Raw genomic sequence first — 16520 nt, forward strand, 5'->3', positions numbered from 1 at the left:
GATCCTGTCGTCAGTTCACCAGGAGCGCAACATTTTGCGCAGCCTGCAGAGCAGCGGTGTAGTTATTCAAAAGCGCATCCACCGAGGCCGTCGTCACGTCGAAGATCGGGGCCGGATAGACACCGAACAGGATGGTGAGCGCGATCAACGGATAAAGCGTGACTTTTTCGCGGAACGACAGATCGAGAAGCGCTTTCAGGCTCTCCTTGTCCAGTGCTCCGAAAACGACCCGGCGATAGAGCCAGAGCGCATAGGCAGCCGACAGGATCACGCCGGTGGCAGCAAACAATGCTACCCAGCTATTGGCCCGGAACGCACCGATCAGCGTCAGGAATTCGCCGATAAAGCCCGAAGTACCAGGCAGGCCAACATTGGCCATGGTGAAGATCATGAAGGCCAGCGCGTATTTCGGCATGTTGTTGGCGAGACCGCCATAGGCGACGATTTCGCGGGTATGCATGCGATCATAGATCACGCCGACGCAGAGAAACAACGCGCCTGACACGAAACCGTGGCTGATCATCTGGAAAACCGCACCCTGAAGACCTTGGGTATTGGCAGCAAAGATACCCATCGTCACATAGCCCATATGGGCAATGGAGGAATAGGCAATCAGCTTTTTCATATCCTCCTGCATCAGCGCCACAAGCGAGGTGTAGATGATGGCGATAACGGAAAGCGCAAAGACCGCCGGTGCAAAATAGTCGGAGGCAAGCGGGAACATTGCCAGCGAAAAGCGAATGAACCCATAACCACCGAGCTTCAGCATGATCCCCGCCAGAATGACCGAACCAGCGGTCGGCGCCTGGACGTGGGCATCGGGAAGCCATGTGTGAACAGGCCACATCGGCATCTTTACCGCAAACGAGGCGAAGAACGCCAGCCACAACACCGTCTGCAAATGCGGCGAGAATTTATGAGCCAGAAGCGCTGCGATGTCGGTCGTGCCGGCATCCCAGTACATTGCCATAATCGCCAGCATCATCAGCACCGAGCCGAGCAGCGTATAGAGGAAGAACTTGTAGGAGGCGTAGACGCGATCCTTGCCACCCCAGACACCGATGATAATGAACATCGGGATCAGGCCAGCTTCGAAGAACACGTAGAACAGTACGATATCGAGCGACACGAATACGCCGATCATCATCACTTCAAGGATGAGGAAGGCGATCATGTATTCCTTGATCCGCTTCTGGACCGACGTCCAGCTGGCGAGCACGCAGAACGGCATGAGGAAGGCCGTCAACACCACGAACAGCATGGAAATGCCATCGACGCCGAGGTGATAAGCGATGCCTGTACCAAGCCAGGGATGATTTTCCACCATCTGGAAGCCTGGATTGGCGTTATCGAAGCCGATCCAGATGAAGAGAGAGACAATAAAGGTCGCAACCGTCGTCAACAGCGAAATATTGAGAACGTTCCGGCGTCCGGATGGGGTGTCGCCATTCATCAGCAGCAGCAGGGCAACCCCGACCAGCGGCAGAAAGGTGACCGTTGAAAGAATTGGCCAATCGGTCATCAGATCGAACTCCCGAGCATCATCCAAGTAATAAGCGCTGCAATTCCGAGCAGCATTGCGAACGCATAGTGGTAGAGATAGCCGGATTGCAGCCGGACAACCCGCTGCGTCAGACCTGCGACCCCGGCAGCAACGCCATTCGGGCCATAGGCATCGATCGTGGCAACATCGCCCTTCTTCCACAGGAACCGGCCAAGCGCCTTGGCGGACCGTACGAAAAGGAAGTCATAAAGCTCGTCGAAATACCACTTGTTGAGCAGGAATTGGTAGAGAAGCCACTGGCTTTGTGCCAGCTTCTTCGGCGTTTCCGGCGACTTGATATACATGTACCAGGCGGTGACCAAGCCGACGAGCATAGCAACAAACGGGCTGAGCTTCACCCAGGTCGGAACGTGATGGACCTCTTGGAGCACTTCATTATGCGCACCGGTAAACAGCGCGCCCTTCCAGAACTCGGCATAGGCTTCGCCGAAGAAATAGTCATGGAAGATGAAACCAGCAAACAAGGCACCCGCCGTCAACAGGTAAAGCGGCACCAGCATGACCTGAGGCGATTCATGCACATGATGCATCACCTCATGCGAGGCGCGCGGTTTGCCGAAGAAGGTCATGAACGCCAGACGCCAGGAATAAAAGCTGGTGAACAGGGCGGCAATGACCAGAAGCACGAAGGCAAAGGTTGAAACGCCTGTGCCAGCAGCAAAGGAGGATTCGATAATCGCATCCTTGGAGAAGAAGCCTGCGGTACCGATCATCGTTCCGGGAATACCAACACCCGTCAGTGCCAGATTGCCGATGGTCATCGCCCAGAAGGTCACGGGGATATGCTTGCGTAAGCCCCCCATGTGACGCATGTCCTGTTCGCCATCCACAGCATGAATGACCGAACCGGCACCAAGGAACAACAGGGCCTTGAAGAAAGCGTGCGTGAACAGGTGGAAAATGGCCGCGCCATAGGCGCCGACGCCGAGTGCCACGAACATGTAGCCGAGCTGCGAGCAGGTCGAATAGGCAATTACCCGCTTGATGTCGTTCTGCACGAGACCAACAGTAGCCGCGAAGAATGCTGTGATCGCACCGACAATGGTGACGACCGTCAGGGCGTCTGGCGACAGTTCAAAGACCGGCGACATGCGAGCAACGAGGAAGACACCGGCGGTGACCATGGTTGCCGCGTGGATCAGAGCCGAAACCGGTGTCGGCCCCTCCATCGCGTCCGGCAGCCAGGTATGCAGCAGGAACTGCGCCGACTTGCCCATGGCGCCCATGAACAGCAGCAGGCAGGCCGCGGTGACCGCATGGCCTTTGTCGAGATGCATACCGAACAGATTGATGACAGCGTCACCGGCAGGTGCGCCTTCGGCTGGCAGATATGTCTGGGCCGAAGCGAAGATCGTCTCGAAATTGATCGACCCGAACAGCACGAACAGCGTGGCTATGCCGAGAATAAAGCCGAAGTCGCCGACGCGGTTGACGATGAAGGCCTTCATGGCCGCAGCCGTTGCCGACGGTTTCTTGAACCAGAAGCCGATCAGCAGATAGGACGCCAGACCGACGCCTTCCCAGCCGAAGAACATCTGCAGGAGATTGTCTGACGTGACCAGCATCAACATTGCGAAGGTAAACAGCGACAGATAGCTGAAGAAGCGCGGGCGATGCGGATCATGATGCATGTAGCCGATGGAATAGAGATGCACCAGCGTCGAGACGCTGTTAACCACGACCAGCATGACTGCCGTCAGCGTGTCGATCCTGAGCGCCCATTCCACGTCGATGCCGCCGACCTGAATCCAGCGCAGCACGGGGACCTTGATCAATTCCGAATGACCGAAACCCACCGAAATGAACACGTACCAGGACAAGGCCGCAGTCAGCACCATGAAGCCGGTGGTGATGAATTCCGACGCCTTGGCGCCGATCTGGCGACCGAACAGGCCGGCGATCAGCGCGCCAAGCAGCGGAAGAAAGACGATTGTCTTATACAATAGCATAGCCGTATCAGCCCTTCATCATGTTGACGTCTTCAACGGCGATCGATCCGCGGTTGCGGTAGAAGACAACGAGGATAGCAAGGCCGATCGCAGCTTCCGCAGCTGCGACGGTCAGGATGAACAGCGCGAAAACCTGGCCGACGATATCATTGAGGAATGACGAGAAGGCCACCATGTTGACGTTTACCGCCAGAAGAATGAGTTCCACCGACATCAGAATAACGATGATGTTCTTTCGGTTGAGGAAGATACCGAAGACGCCCAGCATGAACAGGATCGCGCTGACGGTGAGATAATGGGAAAGTCCGATTTCCATTGTTCGTTTCCTTGAGATCCCTTGCCTTCAGCTCAGATGCCCTGGCCGGGCTTGACCTTGACCACCTTGATGGCGGTCGCCGGTCCACGTGCAACCTGGTGTGCAATATTCTGCCGCTTGATATGCTGGCGGTGACGCAGCGTCAGCACGATAGCGCCGATCATGGCCACCAGCAGCACAAGGCCGGCAATTTGGAAGAAGAAGACATAATTGGTATAGAGCACATCACCGAGTGCCGCCGTGTTCTGACGGTCCGCCAGTGCCGGGATCGGCATGGTGATCGCCTGCTTGGCAGCAGGGGAAATCGCCGAGCCGCCGATGACGAAGATCAGTTCAGCCGCAACGATGGCACCGATCAAGGCCGCCAAGGGACCATATTTCGAGGCCCCTGCCCTCAACTCCGTGAAGTCGATGTCCAGCATCATCACCACGAACAGGAAGAGCACTGCAACCGCGCCGACATAGACCACCAGCAGGATCATCGCCAGGAACTCGGCGCCCGTCAGCATGAACAGACCAGCCGCGTTGACGAAGGTAAGGATGAGGAACAAAACCGAATGAACCGGATTGCGTGACGAAATAACCATGAACGCCGACGCAACCGCGACAAAGGCGAAAAGGTAGAAAAAGATTGCCTGAAGACCCATGATGGTGCCTTTTCATCTTCCTCAGGAGCGCGGCGCGGCCGTGTCCCATGAAATGCCAGTGGCCCGGGCGGGACCAGCCATACATTTCGTTTCAATTTCAAACCGGGACAGGCAGATCTTGCCCAACCGCCGCCGGTTTCCTCAAAAGACGATCTCAGCGGTAAGGGGCATCCTGCGCAAGATTGCGCGCGATCTCCCGCTCCCACCGATCTCCATTGGCCAAAAGCTTGGCTTTGTCGAAATAGAGTTCTTCGCGTGACTCCGTCGAGAATTCGAAATTCGGACCTTCGACGATCGCATCGACCGGGCAGGCTTCCTGGCAGAAGCCGCAGTAGATGCATTTTACCATGTCAATATCGTAACGAACCGTGCGGCGCGTGCCATCGTTGCGGCGCGGGCCGGCTTCGATGGTGATCGCCTGGGCCGGACAGATCGCCTCGCATAATTTGCAGGCAATGCAACGTTCCTCGCCATTGGGATAGCGGCGCAACGCATGCTCGCCGCGAAAGCGCGGGCTGACAGGGCCTTTCTCAAACGGATAGTTCACAGTCGCCTTCTGCTTGAAAAAGTAACGCATCGACAGGAAAAATGCGTTGACGAACTCTTTCAGAAACAGCGAGCGGACAGCCTGGGAAACACTTGCCATCTTCAAACTCCAATTCTGCCGAAATCTGCGGGGTGAAGGCTCATGCCCAGCCCCCAAGCTTCAGCACGAATGCAACAATAACCACCATGGCCAGCGACAGCGGCAGGAACACTTTCCAACCCAGGCGCATCAACTGGTCATAACGGTAGCGCGGAACGATCGCCTTGGTGATGCCGAACATGAAGAACACCAGCGTCGCCTTGAGGATGAACCAGATAATACCCGGCACCCAGTTGAGTACGGCAATGTCCAACGGCGGCAGCCAGCCACCCAAGAACAGGATGGTCGTCAACGCGCACATCAGCACGATGGCCGCATACTCACCCAGCATGAACATCATATAAGGGGTCGAGCCGTATTCGACCATGAAGCCGGCGACCAGTTCGGATTCAGCCTCAGGCAGGTCGAAGGGAGGACGATTGGTTTCCGCCAGCGCCGAGATGAAGAAGATCACAAACATCGGAAACAGCGACAACCAGTGCCAGTCCAGCAGCGAGGCCGGCATTCCCATCATCGTGCCGAGACCATGGTTCTGGGAATTGACGATGTCGGTGAGGTTCAGAGATCCAGCACACAGCAGAACCGTGACGATAACGAAGCCGATCGACACTTCGTAGGAAACCATCTGAGCCGCAGAACGCAAAGCACCAAGGAACGGGTATTTCGAATTGGACGCCCAGCCTCCCATGATGATGCCGTAGACTTCCAGCGAGGAAATAGCAAACACATAGAGAATACCGACATTGATATTGGCAATCACCCAGCCCTGGTTGAGCGGAATAACCGCCCAGGTCGCCAGAGCAAGCGTCACGGCCACCAGCGGAGCCAGCAGGAAAACGGCTTTATTGGCGCCAGCCGGAATGATCGGTTCTTTGAACACGAATTTCAAAAGGTCGGCGAAGGACTGGAAAAGCCCCCAGGGACCCACCACATTCGGACCACGGCGCAATTGCACCGCCGCCCAGATCTTGCGGTCTGCCAACAGGATATAGGCAATGAACACCAGCAGGCAGACCAGCAGCAGCAGGGACTGGCCGATCATGATGGCCGCCGGCCACACATAGGTAGAAACGAAACTGTCCATGGTCCCTTGCCCTTACTCTGCCGCAGCCTTGAAATTGTTGCGGGCCAATGCCGAGCACTCGGCCATCACCGCAGACGCGCGTGCAATCGGGTTTGTCAAATAGAAGTCTTTGATCGGAGACGCAAACCCGGATTGGGTCATGTTCCCGCCTTTTTTCGCCAAGGCGTCGATTTCCGCCGGATTGCCTATTGCAATCTCGTCAAGCGCGGCAAAATGAGGATAGGCCTGATAGAGCTTCTGGCGCAGTTGGCCAAGCGAATCGAACGGCAGCTTCTTGCCGAGCACGTCCGAAAGCGCGCGCAGCACAGCCCAGTCTTCGCGAGCCTCACCCGGCGCGAAACCAGCGCGATTGCCAAGCTGGACGCGACCTTCCGTATTCACCCAAGTGCCCGACTTTTCTGTATAGGCGGCAGCCGGCAAGATAACATCGGCATTCTGGGCGCCGTTATCGCCATGCGAACCAATATAGACAGTCAGCTTTGCGGTCTTGGCCGACAGATCCAGTTCATCGGCGCCGAGCAGGAAGAGGACATCCATTGCACCAGGCATTTCTGCCGCCGTCTTGCCCCCCTGCCCCGGCACGAAACCGAGATCGAGGCCACCGACGCGCGACGCTGCGGTATGCAGAACACCGAAGCCATTCCAGCTCTCGCCGACCGCACCAACGGCAACAGCAAGCGCAGCGACCTGAGCCATCACGGCAGCGCCGTCACCATGGGTCAAGGCGCCCTGGCCAATGATGATCAAAGGCTTGGCAGCCGCCTTCAATGCGTCAAAGAAGCTGTTCTTGCCAGCAACCAGATCGGACAGCGTATCAGTACCCGCACCCAGATAGCTATAATCATAACGCAGGTCGGCGTTTTCGCCGATTACGCCGATCGGGAAGCCCCCACGACGCCACCGCTTGCGGATACGCGCATTCATGACCGCCGCTTCAATGCGTGGATTACAACCGATCAACAACAGCGCGTCGGCATCCTCGATACCCTCGATGGTGGAGTTGAGGATATAGGACGAACGGCCGAGAACAGGATCGAGCGCCGTGCCGTCCTGGCGACAATCGTAGCTGGTGGAACCAAGCGAAGTCAGCAGTTCCTTCAGTGCATACATTTCCTCGACGGATGCCAGATCACCAGCAATCGCGCCGATCTTCGAGCCGTTGGTAGCCGAAACGGCAGTCTTGATCTCGGCAAAGGCTTCCGGCCAGGTTGCTGGCTGGAGACGTCCATTGCGCCGCACATAAGGCCGGTCCAGACGCTGGGTCTTCAATCCGTCCCAGATGAAGCGGCTCTTGTCGGAAATCCACTCTTCATTGATGCTGTCATTGACGCGCGGCATGACACGCATCACTTCACGACCGCGCGTATCGACGCGGATCGCCGAACCCAGCGCATCCATCACATCGACCGATTCGGTCTTGCCCAATTCCCATGGACGGGCCGTGAAGGCGAAGGGCTTGGAGGTCAGCGCACCGACCGGGCAGAGATCAACGACATTGCCCTGCAATTCCGAGGTCATCGCCTGTTCGAGATAGGTGGTGATTTCGGCATCCTCGCCACGACCAATCAGGCCGAGTTCAGCAATGCCGGCCACTTCAGTGGTGAAGCGGACGCAGCGCGTGCAGTGAATGCAACGGTTCATCACCGTCTTGACCAGCGGTCCGATATATTTGTCTTCGACGGCGCGCTTGTCCTCGCCATAGCGGGAACTGTCGATACCGAAGGCCATGGCCTGGTCCTGCAAGTCGCATTCGCCGCCCTGGTCACAGATTGGACAATCGAGCGGGTGGTTGATGAGGAGGAACTCCATCACCCCTTCACGCGCCTTCTTGACCATTGGCGTATTGGTATAGACTTCCGGCAACTCGCCATTCGGGCCACCGCGGATATCGCGCACGCCCATGGCGCAGGAGGCTGCCGGCTTTGGCGGGCCGCCCTTCACCTCGACAAGGCACATACGGCAATTGCCAGCGACCGAAAGCCGCTCGTGGAAACAAAAACGTGGAACTTCTGCACCCGCTTCCTCGCACGCCTGAAGCAGCGTGAAATGATCGGGAACCTCGATCTCCTTACCGTCGACTTTCAGCTTTGCCATATTCGCCTTCCTGTCTCACGTCCATCGCAGCCGCCGCTTCTTCAGTCCGGCCAGGAAAATCGCACAGGATTTTCCGCTACGCATGTCTCAGTTCTCGACCGCTCGCCTGCTTTGCATCCCATCAGTCAAGGTGGGATGCATGGCGGCAGAGCGCCCTCAATTCATCCAATAGGCCTTCGCCCATCTTTTCCGTGCAGTGCTTCATACATGAGACACAAAACACGTCGTAACACATTCTATATCAATCACAATTCCTAAACAGACGCCGTCACACCCGCCTAATCAAGCACCGGTCAGCTTGCGGGCCTGTCCGATCCAGTCATCACGCAGGATGCGACCGTCGAGACCAAGCTCCGCATCAATCCGTGCCGCATCTTCGGGCGTCCAGGTGGCGATATCATCAAGGCCATGAACACCCAGTTTACTGAGCAGTTCCTGAACCTTCGGCCCGACACCGCCGATTGCCTTAAGATCAACCTTCTTGCCGCGCCGCCGGGCGGGCTTGACGGCAACAGGCGCCGCCTTCACTTCGGGCTCCTCTACAGGTGTCAGAGGCGCGACTGTCGGTTTTTTGGCCGAACGCACTACCGGGCTTTTTACCGGCTTGGCAGCCTGCGGCTTGCTCTTCGCTTTTGCGACGGGACGGCGCGCAGGGGCCACTTTGGGCAGAGCCACAGCATCCGAAACCGGAGCATCAACTGACTTCGGCGCCTCCGTTTCAGGCTTCAGGCTGACCTCAGAAGCACCCGATTGGGGAACAACCCCATCCTCAGGCTTATCATCCGGCCCATCATCCTTCGTCCGACGGGCCGGCTTGTCCATCATCGTTTGCATGGAACCGAGCATCACACCGGTCATCTGGGTGGCAAAACCGAAACCAAGCACCGTGGCAGCCGCAAAGGCAGCCATCGGGTTGGCCATCAGAGCATGCAGCGACGATCCGGCCATCTCAGCGCCGCGGCTAGCGTCAGCCGGCTTTGCCGATGCATCCGTTCCCGTCCGTTTCGAAGCCTCAACCATCGCATCACCTTTGTTACTCGGCACCACTGTAACCGGAGCCTTCGTTACTCAGCCGCTTCCATGACCGCGCCATGGTCCATGGCCTTGCGGGTATAGTCATCAATCCTGGCCTCGATCTCAGGCCGGAAATTACGGATCAGACCCTGGATTGGCCAAGCAGCCGCATCGCCAAGCGCGCAGATCGTATGACCTTCGATCTGCTTGGTGACCTGGAACAGCATGTCGATTTCGCGCTTCTGGGCATTGCCCTTCACCATGCGCTCCATCACCCTCCACATCCAGCCGGTCCCTTCACGGCAAGGCGTGCATTGGCCGCAGCTCTCATGCTTGAAGAACTGCGACAGCCTGGCAATCGCCTTGATGATATCGGTGGACTTGTCCATGACGATAATCGCTGCGGTACCGAACGAGGATTTCACATCACGCAGCCCATCGAAATCCATGGGGACGTCAATAATATCTTCCGCCTTGACCACCGGACAGGACGCACCGCCGGGAATGACAGCCAGAAGATTGTCCCAACCGCCGCGAATGCCGCCGGCATGCCGCTCGATCAGTTCGCGGAACGTGATCCCCATGGTCTCTTCAACCGTGCAGGGCTTGTTGACATGACCGGAGATCATGAACAGCTTGGTGCCAACATTGTTCGGGCGGCCAAAGGACGAGAACCAGCCAGCGCCACGACGAAGGATGGTGGGCGCCACCGCGATCGACTCGACATTGTTGACCGTCGTCGGGCAGCCATAGAGACCCATATTGGCCGGGAACGGCGGCTTCAGGCGTGGCTGACCCTTCTTGCCTTCAAGGCTTTCGAGCAAAGCCGTTTCCTCGCCGCAGATATAAGCCCCTGCGCCATGATGAACGTAAATGTCATAATCCCAGCCGAGCTTGTTGTTTTTGCCCAGCAATCCGTATTCGTAGCACTCGTCGATCGCAGCCTGAAGCGCTTCGCGTTCGCGCATGTATTCGCCGCGCACATAAATATAGGCAGCGTGGGCACCCATGGCGAAACCGGCGATGACACAGCCTTCCAGCAGCGTATGCGGATCATGACGCATGATTTCCCGGTCCTTGCAGGTGCCGGGCTCAGATTCATCGGCATTCACGACCAGATAATGTGGGCGACCGTCGCTTTCCTTCGGCATGAAGGACCACTTAAGACCCGTTGGAAAGCCTGCGCCGCCACGGCCGCGAAGACCGGAGGCCTTCATTTCATTGATAATCCAGTCGCGCCCCTTTTCCAGGATCTGCTTGGTCCCGTCCCAGTGGCCGCGGCTCATCGCGCCTTTCAGGGACTTATCCTTGAGGCCGTAGATATTGGTGAAAATGCGGTCCTTATCCTGTAACATCTCTCACCCCTTGGCCTTGTCGGCAGTGTCGCCGGAGACTTTCGCATTCTCGCTCGCTGCCGGTTTGTCGGTAGCAGGCGTCTTCAGCTTCGGATCGGTAACCGGCGTATCGGTGACCGGGCGGGCCGCGTTGGATGGAGGAACCGTTGCCTCATCCTGCCCGGATTGCGCCTCGCCCCAACGGACCGGGGTGATCTCTTCCGTCAGGCTGGTCAACCCGCCTTCAGGCGCAGAAAACACCCGCTCGATCTGCGGGCCTGTCTTGACCTCTGCACCCTTGCCAGCTTCGAAGGCGTCGATGATTTCTTCGAGACGCTCAGGTGTCAGGTCCTCATAAGCGTCCTTGAAAATGATCACCATCGGCGCGTTGACGCAGGCACCCTGACACTCGACTTCTTCCCAGGACAATGTCCCGGTCGCATTACGCTCCAGAGGCTCTGGATGGATCTTTTTCTTACAGATTTTCATCAGCTCTTCCGAGCCGCGCAGCATACAGGGCGTGGTACCGCAGACCTGAATATGGGCTTTGGTGCCGACCGGCTTCAACTGGAACTGAGTATAGAAGGTCGCCACTTCGAGCACGCGGATATAGGGCATGTCGAGCTTGTCCGCGACGAATTCGATCGTCGCCTTGGTAACCCAGCCATCCTGCTCCTGCGCCCGCATCAACAGCGGGATGACAGCGGATTGCTGACGACCCTCCGGATATTTGCGGATGGTGGCTTCGGCCCAAACGGCATTTTCCTCGCTAAAAGCAAAGGATGCTGGCTGGAATTGATCTTCGGCTAAACGACGAACGGACATACTTCCTCACGCCTTATCTCAGTTTTTGAACAGAAGACCTTGATGCGTCGCCATGACAGCATCGTGGCCTGCGTTCAGATTGTCCTTCTCGCGGACGCTGACGAGCAATGCGGCAGAAAGCCCGATTGCCGCCTGCAAAGCAGACGGCCTGGCGGGACAGTGCCGGTCGGTCCCAACGGATTGCAATGGGTAGCGCCAACCTGCAACCGACGTTGCAAGACGAGCACCACACTGCCGATCCGAAAGGATAAGCTGCATCAACGATCCACCTCACCAAACACGATGTCGAGAGACCCCAGCACCGCCGTTACGTCAGCAAGCTGATGACCGCGCGACATGAAGTCCATGGCTTGCAAATGCACGAATCCAGGAGCGCGGATCTTGCAGCGATACGGCTTGTTTGTGCCGTCCGCCACCAGATAGACCCCGAATTCACCCTTCGGCGCCTCGACGGCCGCATAAACTTCGCCAGCCGGTACGTGGAAACCTTCGGTGTAAAGCTTGAAGTGATGGATGAGCGCTTCCATCGACCGCTTCATCTCACCCCGTTTCGGCGGCACGACCTTGCCATCCACAGACGAAACCGGGCCAACGCGCGCATCGCCGAGCAGGCGATTGACGCATTGCTTCATGATCTTCACCGATTCGCGCATTTCCATCATGCGGATCAGATAGCGGTCGTAGCAGTCGCCATTCTTACCGACCGGAATATCGAATTCCATATCGGAATAGCATTCGTAAGGCTGCGAGCGGCGCAAATCCCAGGCTGCACCCGAACCGCGTACCATCACACCGGAGAAACCCCATTTCCAGGCATCTTCCAGGCTGACGACGCCGATATCGACATTGCGCTGCTTGAAAATCCGGTTCTCGGTCAACAGACCTTCGATATCATCGAGAACTTTCAGGAAAGGATCGCACCATGCACCGATATCCTCGACCAGCTGGACCGGAATATCCTGGTGAATGCCACCGGGGCGAAAATAAGCAGCATGCATGCGCGCGCCGGAGGCACGCTCATAAAATACCATCAGTTTTTCGCGCTCTTCGAAGCCCCAGACCGGTGGCGTCATCGCACCGACGTCCATCGCCTGCGTGGTGACGTTCATGATATGCGACAGGATACGGCCAATTTCGGAATAGAGAACCCGGATCAGCTGGCCGCGGATCGGAATTTCCAGGCCGAGGAGCTTTTCCACCGCCAAGCAATAGGCATGTTCCTGGTTCATCGGCGCGACATAGTCCAGCCGATCAAAATAGGGCAATGCCTGCAAGTAGGTCTTGGCTTCAATCAGCTTTTCAGTGCCACGGTGCAAGAGGCCGATATGCGGATCGACACGCTCGACGATTTCGCCGTCCAGCTCCAGCACAAGACGCAAAACGCCGTGCGCGGAGGGATGTTCAGGGCCGAAATTGATCGTGAAGTTACGGACGGAATGTTCAGTCATGATCTCGCCTTCCGTTCCCTTACTTCGCGGCTTTTTCATCGCCGGGCAGCACGTAATCCGTGCCTTCCCAAGGCGAGAGAAAGTCGAAACTACGGAATTCCTGCTTCAACTCAACCGGCTCATAAACCACCCGCTTGACCGTGTCATCATAGCGGACTTCAACAAAGCCTGTCAGCGGAAAATCCTTGCGCAGCGGATGGCCTTCAAAACCGTAATCGGTCAGCAGACGACGCAGATCCGGATGACCGGTAAACATCACGCCATAGAGATCCCAGGCCTCGCGCTCAAACCAATCGGCGCCCGGAAAAAGCGGACAGATCGATGGAACCGGCTTATCTTCGCTGGTGGACAGCTTGACGCGGATGCGCTGGTTCTGCTTCGGCGCCAGGAAATGATAGACAACCTCGAAACGCTCGACGCGCTCGGGATAATCCACACCGCATATGTCGATAATATTGATGAAGCCGCAACGGGCGTCGTCACGCAGGAAAGTCACCAGCGCATAGATATTTTCGACGGTCGTGGTGACCGTCAGTTCACCAAAGGCAACGGCGCTCGACAAAGCAAGACCACCGCTGTTTTCGGTGATGTGGGATGCCAGCACTTGCAGGGCTTCACTCATCTTGTCGGTCCCTCGCCTTAGCGCTCGATCGTGCCGGTGCGGCGGATTTTCTTTTGAAGCAGCAGAACGCCATAGAGCAGCGCCTCTGCCGTGGGGGGACAGCCCGGCACATAGATATCGACAGGCACAACACGGTCACAGCCCCGAACCACGGAGTAGGAATAATGGTAGTAGCCGCCGCCATTGGCGCAGGAGCCCATAGAGATTACATAGCGCGGCTCCGGCATCTGGTCATAGACCTTGCGCAAGGCGGGCGCCATCTTGTTGGTCAGGGTTCCAGCGACAATCATCACGTCCGACTGGCGCGGAGATGCACGCGGCGCGACGCCGAAGCGCTCCATGTCGTAACGCGGGCCAGACGCCTGCATCAGGCCTTCGACGGCGCAGCAGGCCAAACCAAACTGCATCCACATCAAGGAGCCGGTACGCGCCCAGGTGATCAGAGCCTGGGTTGAGGTGACCAGAAACCCCTTGTCAGCCAGTTCATCATTGATCTCGCCGAAAAAAGTGCTGTCGTTGCCAACCGGCTTGCCAGTGGCAGGGTCAAGAATACCCTTCGGCTGCGGCGCAACCAGGGTCTGGTGATCGCTTTGGCTCACTCCCATTCCAGGGCTCCCTTTTTCCATTCATAGATAAATCCGACGGTCAGCACGCCGAGAAACACCATCATCGACCAGAAGCCGAACCAGCCGATCGCACCGAAGGACACAGCCCAAGGAAACAGGAAGGCAACTTCAAGATCGAAGATGATGAAGAGAATCGACACGAGGTAGAATCGGATATCGAACTTGATGCGGGCATCGTCAAAGGCGTTGAAGCCGCATTCATAAGCCGAAAGCTTTTCCGAGTCGGGCGCCTTGAATGCCACGGCAAACGGCGTCACCAAAAGGGCAATGCCGATAACCATCGCAATTCCGACGAAAACCACGATCGGAAGGTAGGAACTGAGGAGTTCAGTCATCGTATCCATCCTTGCTTGTCAAAACGCCGGGCGACGTTCACGGCAGAATGCCGACAAGCCAAAAAGACTGTTGCAACGAGCCGTTGGTTAGCGCAGCCAGCGCCCGTGCGCAAGTGCGCTTCCCGCATTTCGCACATGCACACAAAGACTTTAACACCAAGAGCGAAGGCCGGTATAGAGCACTTCGCAATTCACACAAAATAACAGCTTGGAAAGATAAAGAAATGGCGCGAGTGACGGGGCTCGAACCCGCGACCTCCGGCGTGACAGGCCGGCACTCTAACCGACTGAGCTACACCCGCGCATTGACGATGCCGTGTCAAGGGCATCTGAATGGAAAGCCATTCACTTTTTAGTACCAGGATGGCGCGAGTGACGGGGCTCGAACCCGCGACCTCCGGCGTGACAGGCCGGCACTCTAACCAACTGAGCTACACCCGCAATTTCCTGGTGGGAAGCTTGCTTCCCCGCTTACCGATCGTCATGTGCCGTTCGATGAGCGGCTAACTAAGTGGTTCCTTGGTGGGTGTCAAGCAGCATTGAAAACAAAAACGTGACAGAATGATTTTTCGCTGTTGATGGATAAAAAACACCGGCGATTGTGCAGCGGCACACTGATCGAAGCAGACAGGAAGAAACCGCAGATCAAACAGCGCTGTCCTTATCCATCACCTGCTTTAGCCCTGCGGCGCGCAGACTGTCCTGGGCTTAACATTCTTTCTCAGCCGCCAGTCCAGACATGAGGCCAAACACCAAGTCACCGCAGAAGCCCCTAGCCTGTTGACAACAGAAGACCCCTTAAGCCCGGAATTGCAGGATTTTTTACCCAACCGTCATCTTGCCGTCGCAAAAAAAGAAAAAAAAGCAAAAAACCCTCTTGCGGTTTTTTCAGCGACCGAATAGATCACAGCCACCGACGCGGCGGGCACGACCCGATGACGCGAAGGGCGATTAGCTCAGTTGGTAGAGCGCCTCGTTTACACCGAGGATGTCGGGAGTTCGAGTCTCTCATCGCCCACCATTTTTTCCTCAATGATATTCAATATTTGTCTAGTGTTTTTGACATACCCAACTCTGTTGCTCGTTTCTTTTGGACGAGTTTCGCTCTATTTGGCAAAAAAACCCGCAGTTAGCCCGCGGGTTTTTCATGGCTACGAATTACTGATGCATCCGTAAGCTTATTTCCGTTTGTAAGCGCCAAGGCCAGGGCGATAGGTCTTGTCATCCAGGAATTGCTTCAGACCCTCGTCACGGCCGCGGGTCTTGTCCAACAGCAGCATTTGCTCCAGCTTGGCATAGATATAGTCGTCGGCCAGTTCCCAGGGCATGTTGCGCACGCGCTTGAACGTGTCCTTGGCGGCTTTCATTGTCACAGGATTTTTCTCGAGCAGGCTGGCGCAGAGTTTGCGAACACGGGTTTCCAGCTCTTCCAGCGGCACCGATTCGTTGACCAGGCCCATATCCCGGGCCTTTTCGCCACCAAAGGGCTCGCCGGTCATGATGTAATACAGCGAATCACGGTGATTCATCACCTCGGCAACAGCCCTGGTCACATTGCCACCCGGCAGAATGCCCCAGTTGATTTCCGAGAGTCCGAAAGTAGCCTCATTGGCGGCAATCGCCAGATCGCAGGCCACCAGAGGATTGAAGGCTCCGCCGAAGCACCAGCCATTGACCATAGCGATGGTCGGCTTTTCGAAATAGGTCAGGCGCTGCCACCACCCGCCCGATTGGCGGCGGCTTTTCAATGTCGCATGGCGGGGCTTGTCGTCATTGTCACGGAAATATTGCTGAAGATCCATGCCGGCAGACCATGAGGTTCCTGCACCACGCAGGACAAGCACACCGCAACGGTCGTCGGCTTCCAGTTCCTCAAGGACTTCCGCCATGCGGATATTTAGAGCCGGGTTCATCGCATTGCGTTTTTCAGGCCGATTGAAGGTCACGAAGGCGATTCGGTCTTCAATGTTGACCAACACGGTGTCTGCGTCGGATTTTTCTGCAACTGTCATGGTA

General features: G+C 56.8%; 16 protein-coding genes and 3 tRNA genes. 1 reads left to right on the top strand and 18 read right to left on the bottom strand.

Annotation, left to right across the window (positions count from 1 at the left end; genetic code table 11):
- Positions 1-10: 10 nt before the first annotated feature.
- From H1Y61_RS12940 to H1Y61_RS13020, 17 genes are all read right to left on the bottom strand, one after another.
- Positions 11-1522 (bottom strand): NADH-quinone oxidoreductase subunit M, encoded by a 1512-nt coding sequence (locus tag H1Y61_RS12940; RefSeq protein ID WP_180572827.1) that lies wholly within the window; start codon positions 1520-1522, stop codon positions 11-13.
- On the bottom strand, positions 1522-3513 hold the full coding sequence (gene nuoL, locus H1Y61_RS12945) for an NADH-quinone oxidoreductase subunit L (RefSeq protein WP_087727774.1): 1992 nt from the start codon (positions 3511-3513) through the stop codon (positions 1522-1524). The genes H1Y61_RS12940 and nuoL overlap by 1 nt, the downstream gene beginning before the upstream one ends.
- A 7-nt stretch (positions 3514-3520) precedes the next feature.
- Positions 3521-3829, bottom strand: a complete 309-nt coding sequence (gene nuoK / locus H1Y61_RS12950; protein ID WP_015915659.1) for an NADH-quinone oxidoreductase subunit NuoK — start codon at positions 3827-3829, stop codon at positions 3521-3523.
- 32 nt (positions 3830-3861) lie between these two features.
- The gene (locus H1Y61_RS12955; RefSeq protein ID WP_015915658.1) at positions 3862-4476 is read right to left on the bottom strand and encodes an NADH-quinone oxidoreductase subunit J; all 615 of its coding nucleotides are present in this window, start codon (positions 4474-4476) and stop codon (positions 3862-3864) included.
- A 154-nt stretch (positions 4477-4630) separates the two neighbouring features.
- On the bottom strand, positions 4631-5122 hold the full coding sequence (gene nuoI / locus H1Y61_RS12960; protein ID WP_015915657.1) for an NADH-quinone oxidoreductase subunit NuoI: 492 nt from the start codon (positions 5120-5122) through the stop codon (positions 4631-4633).
- Between the two features lie 40 nt (positions 5123-5162).
- On the bottom strand, positions 5163-6206 hold the full coding sequence (gene nuoH, locus H1Y61_RS12965; RefSeq protein WP_015915656.1) for an NADH-quinone oxidoreductase subunit NuoH: 1044 nt from the start codon (positions 6204-6206) through the stop codon (positions 5163-5165).
- 12 nt (positions 6207-6218) lie between these two features.
- Entirely contained in the window at positions 6219-8300 is a 2082-nt protein-coding gene (gene nuoG, locus H1Y61_RS12970; protein ID WP_180572828.1) for an NADH-quinone oxidoreductase subunit NuoG, read from the bottom strand.
- A gap of 282 nt (positions 8301-8582) precedes the next feature.
- Entirely contained in the window at positions 8583-9320 is a 738-nt protein-coding gene (locus H1Y61_RS12975; RefSeq protein ID WP_180572829.1) for a 5' DNA nuclease, read from the bottom strand.
- 44 nt (positions 9321-9364) lie between these two features.
- Complete coding sequence (nuoF, locus tag H1Y61_RS12980) at positions 9365-10669, bottom strand: NADH-quinone oxidoreductase subunit NuoF (protein WP_015915653.1); 1305 nt, start codon at positions 10667-10669, stop codon at positions 9365-9367.
- A 3-nt stretch (positions 10670-10672) separates the two neighbouring features.
- Positions 10673-11473 (bottom strand): NADH-quinone oxidoreductase subunit NuoE, encoded by an 801-nt coding sequence (gene nuoE, locus H1Y61_RS12985; protein WP_180572830.1) that lies wholly within the window; start codon positions 11471-11473, stop codon positions 10673-10675.
- Between the two features lie 18 nt (positions 11474-11491).
- Positions 11492-11731: a hypothetical protein gene (locus H1Y61_RS12990; protein ID WP_180572831.1), complete on the bottom strand. Its 240-nt coding sequence runs from the start codon at positions 11729-11731 to the stop codon at positions 11492-11494.
- Complete coding sequence (locus H1Y61_RS12995) at positions 11731-12921, bottom strand: NADH-quinone oxidoreductase subunit D (protein ID WP_180572832.1); 1191 nt, start codon at positions 12919-12921, stop codon at positions 11731-11733. The genes H1Y61_RS12990 and H1Y61_RS12995 overlap by 1 nt, the downstream gene beginning before the upstream one ends.
- A 19-nt stretch (positions 12922-12940) precedes the next feature.
- Positions 12941-13543 (bottom strand): NADH-quinone oxidoreductase subunit C, encoded by a 603-nt coding sequence (locus H1Y61_RS13000; protein WP_180572833.1) that lies wholly within the window; start codon positions 13541-13543, stop codon positions 12941-12943.
- Between the two features lie 17 nt (positions 13544-13560).
- Positions 13561-14148 carry a NuoB/complex I 20 kDa subunit family protein gene (locus H1Y61_RS13005; RefSeq protein ID WP_015915649.1) on the bottom strand — a complete coding sequence of 196 codons (588 nt, stop codon included), beginning with the start codon at positions 14146-14148 and terminating at the stop codon, positions 13561-13563.
- Entirely contained in the window at positions 14139-14504 is a 366-nt protein-coding gene (locus tag H1Y61_RS13010) for an NADH-quinone oxidoreductase subunit A (protein WP_041697832.1), read from the bottom strand. The genes H1Y61_RS13005 and H1Y61_RS13010 overlap by 10 nt, the downstream gene beginning before the upstream one ends.
- A 225-nt stretch (positions 14505-14729) precedes the next feature.
- Positions 14730-14806 (bottom strand) — tRNA-Asp (locus tag H1Y61_RS13015).
- A 62-nt stretch (positions 14807-14868) separates the two neighbouring features.
- A tRNA-Asp gene (locus tag H1Y61_RS13020) sits at positions 14869-14945 on the bottom strand.
- Between the two features lie 504 nt (positions 14946-15449).
- Here H1Y61_RS13020 and H1Y61_RS13025 point away from each other — a divergent pair.
- Positions 15450-15525 (top strand) — tRNA-Val (locus tag H1Y61_RS13025).
- 157 nt (positions 15526-15682) lie between these two features.
- Here H1Y61_RS13025 and H1Y61_RS13030 read toward each other — a convergent pair.
- On the bottom strand, positions 15683-16516 hold the full coding sequence (locus H1Y61_RS13030) for a p-hydroxycinnamoyl CoA hydratase/lyase (RefSeq protein WP_174110547.1): 834 nt from the start codon (positions 16514-16516) through the stop codon (positions 15683-15685).
- Positions 16517-16520: the final 4 nt, after the last annotated feature.

Source organism: Agrobacterium vitis (genome assembly GCF_013426735.1).
Taxonomy (GTDB): Bacteria; Pseudomonadota; Alphaproteobacteria; order Rhizobiales; family Rhizobiaceae; genus Allorhizobium; species Allorhizobium vitis_D.

What these genes read in the sequence shown, in the direction of transcription:
- H1Y61_RS12940 (WP_180572827.1), bottom strand. Translation starts at nt 1,522, where the DNA reads ATGACCGATTGGCCAATTCTTTCAACGGTCACCTTTCTGCCGCTGGTC.
- nuoL (WP_087727774.1), bottom strand. Translation starts at nt 3,513, where the DNA reads ATGCTATTGTATAAGACAATCGTCTTTCTTCCGCTGCTTGGCGCGCTG.
- nuoK (WP_015915659.1), bottom strand. Translation starts at nt 3,829, where the DNA reads ATGGAAATCGGACTTTCCCATTATCTCACCGTCAGCGCGATCCTGTTC.
- H1Y61_RS12955 (WP_015915658.1), bottom strand. Translation starts at nt 4,476, where the DNA reads ATGGGTCTTCAGGCAATCTTTTTCTACCTTTTCGCCTTTGTCGCGGTT.
- nuoI (WP_015915657.1), bottom strand. Translation starts at nt 5,122, where the DNA reads ATGGCAAGTGTTTCCCAGGCTGTCCGCTCGCTGTTTCTGAAAGAGTTC.
- nuoH (WP_015915656.1), bottom strand. Translation starts at nt 6,206, where the DNA reads ATGGACAGTTTCGTTTCTACCTATGTGTGGCCGGCGGCCATCATGATC.
- nuoG (WP_180572828.1), bottom strand. Translation starts at nt 8,300, where the DNA reads ATGGCAAAGCTGAAAGTCGACGGTAAGGAGATCGAGGTTCCCGATCAT.
- H1Y61_RS12975 (WP_180572829.1), bottom strand. Translation starts at nt 9,320, where the DNA reads ATGGTTGAGGCTTCGAAACGGACGGGAACGGATGCATCGGCAAAGCCG.
- nuoF (WP_015915653.1), bottom strand. Translation starts at nt 10,669, where the DNA reads ATGTTACAGGATAAGGACCGCATTTTCACCAATATCTACGGCCTCAAG.
- nuoE (WP_180572830.1), bottom strand. Translation starts at nt 11,473, where the DNA reads ATGTCCGTTCGTCGTTTAGCCGAAGATCAATTCCAGCCAGCATCCTTT.
- H1Y61_RS12990 (WP_180572831.1), bottom strand. Translation starts at nt 11,731, where the DNA reads ATGCAGCTTATCCTTTCGGATCGGCAGTGTGGTGCTCGTCTTGCAACG.
- H1Y61_RS12995 (WP_180572832.1), bottom strand. Translation starts at nt 12,921, where the DNA reads ATGACTGAACATTCCGTCCGTAACTTCACGATCAATTTCGGCCCTGAA.
- H1Y61_RS13000 (WP_180572833.1), bottom strand. Translation starts at nt 13,543, where the DNA reads ATGAGTGAAGCCCTGCAAGTGCTGGCATCCCACATCACCGAAAACAGC.
- H1Y61_RS13005 (WP_015915649.1), bottom strand. Translation starts at nt 14,148, where the DNA reads ATGGGAGTGAGCCAAAGCGATCACCAGACCCTGGTTGCGCCGCAGCCG.
- H1Y61_RS13010 (WP_041697832.1), bottom strand. Translation starts at nt 14,504, where the DNA reads ATGACTGAACTCCTCAGTTCCTACCTTCCGATCGTGGTTTTCGTCGGA.
- H1Y61_RS13030 (WP_174110547.1), bottom strand. Translation starts at nt 16,516, where the DNA reads ATGACAGTTGCAGAAAAATCCGACGCAGACACCGTGTTGGTCAACATT.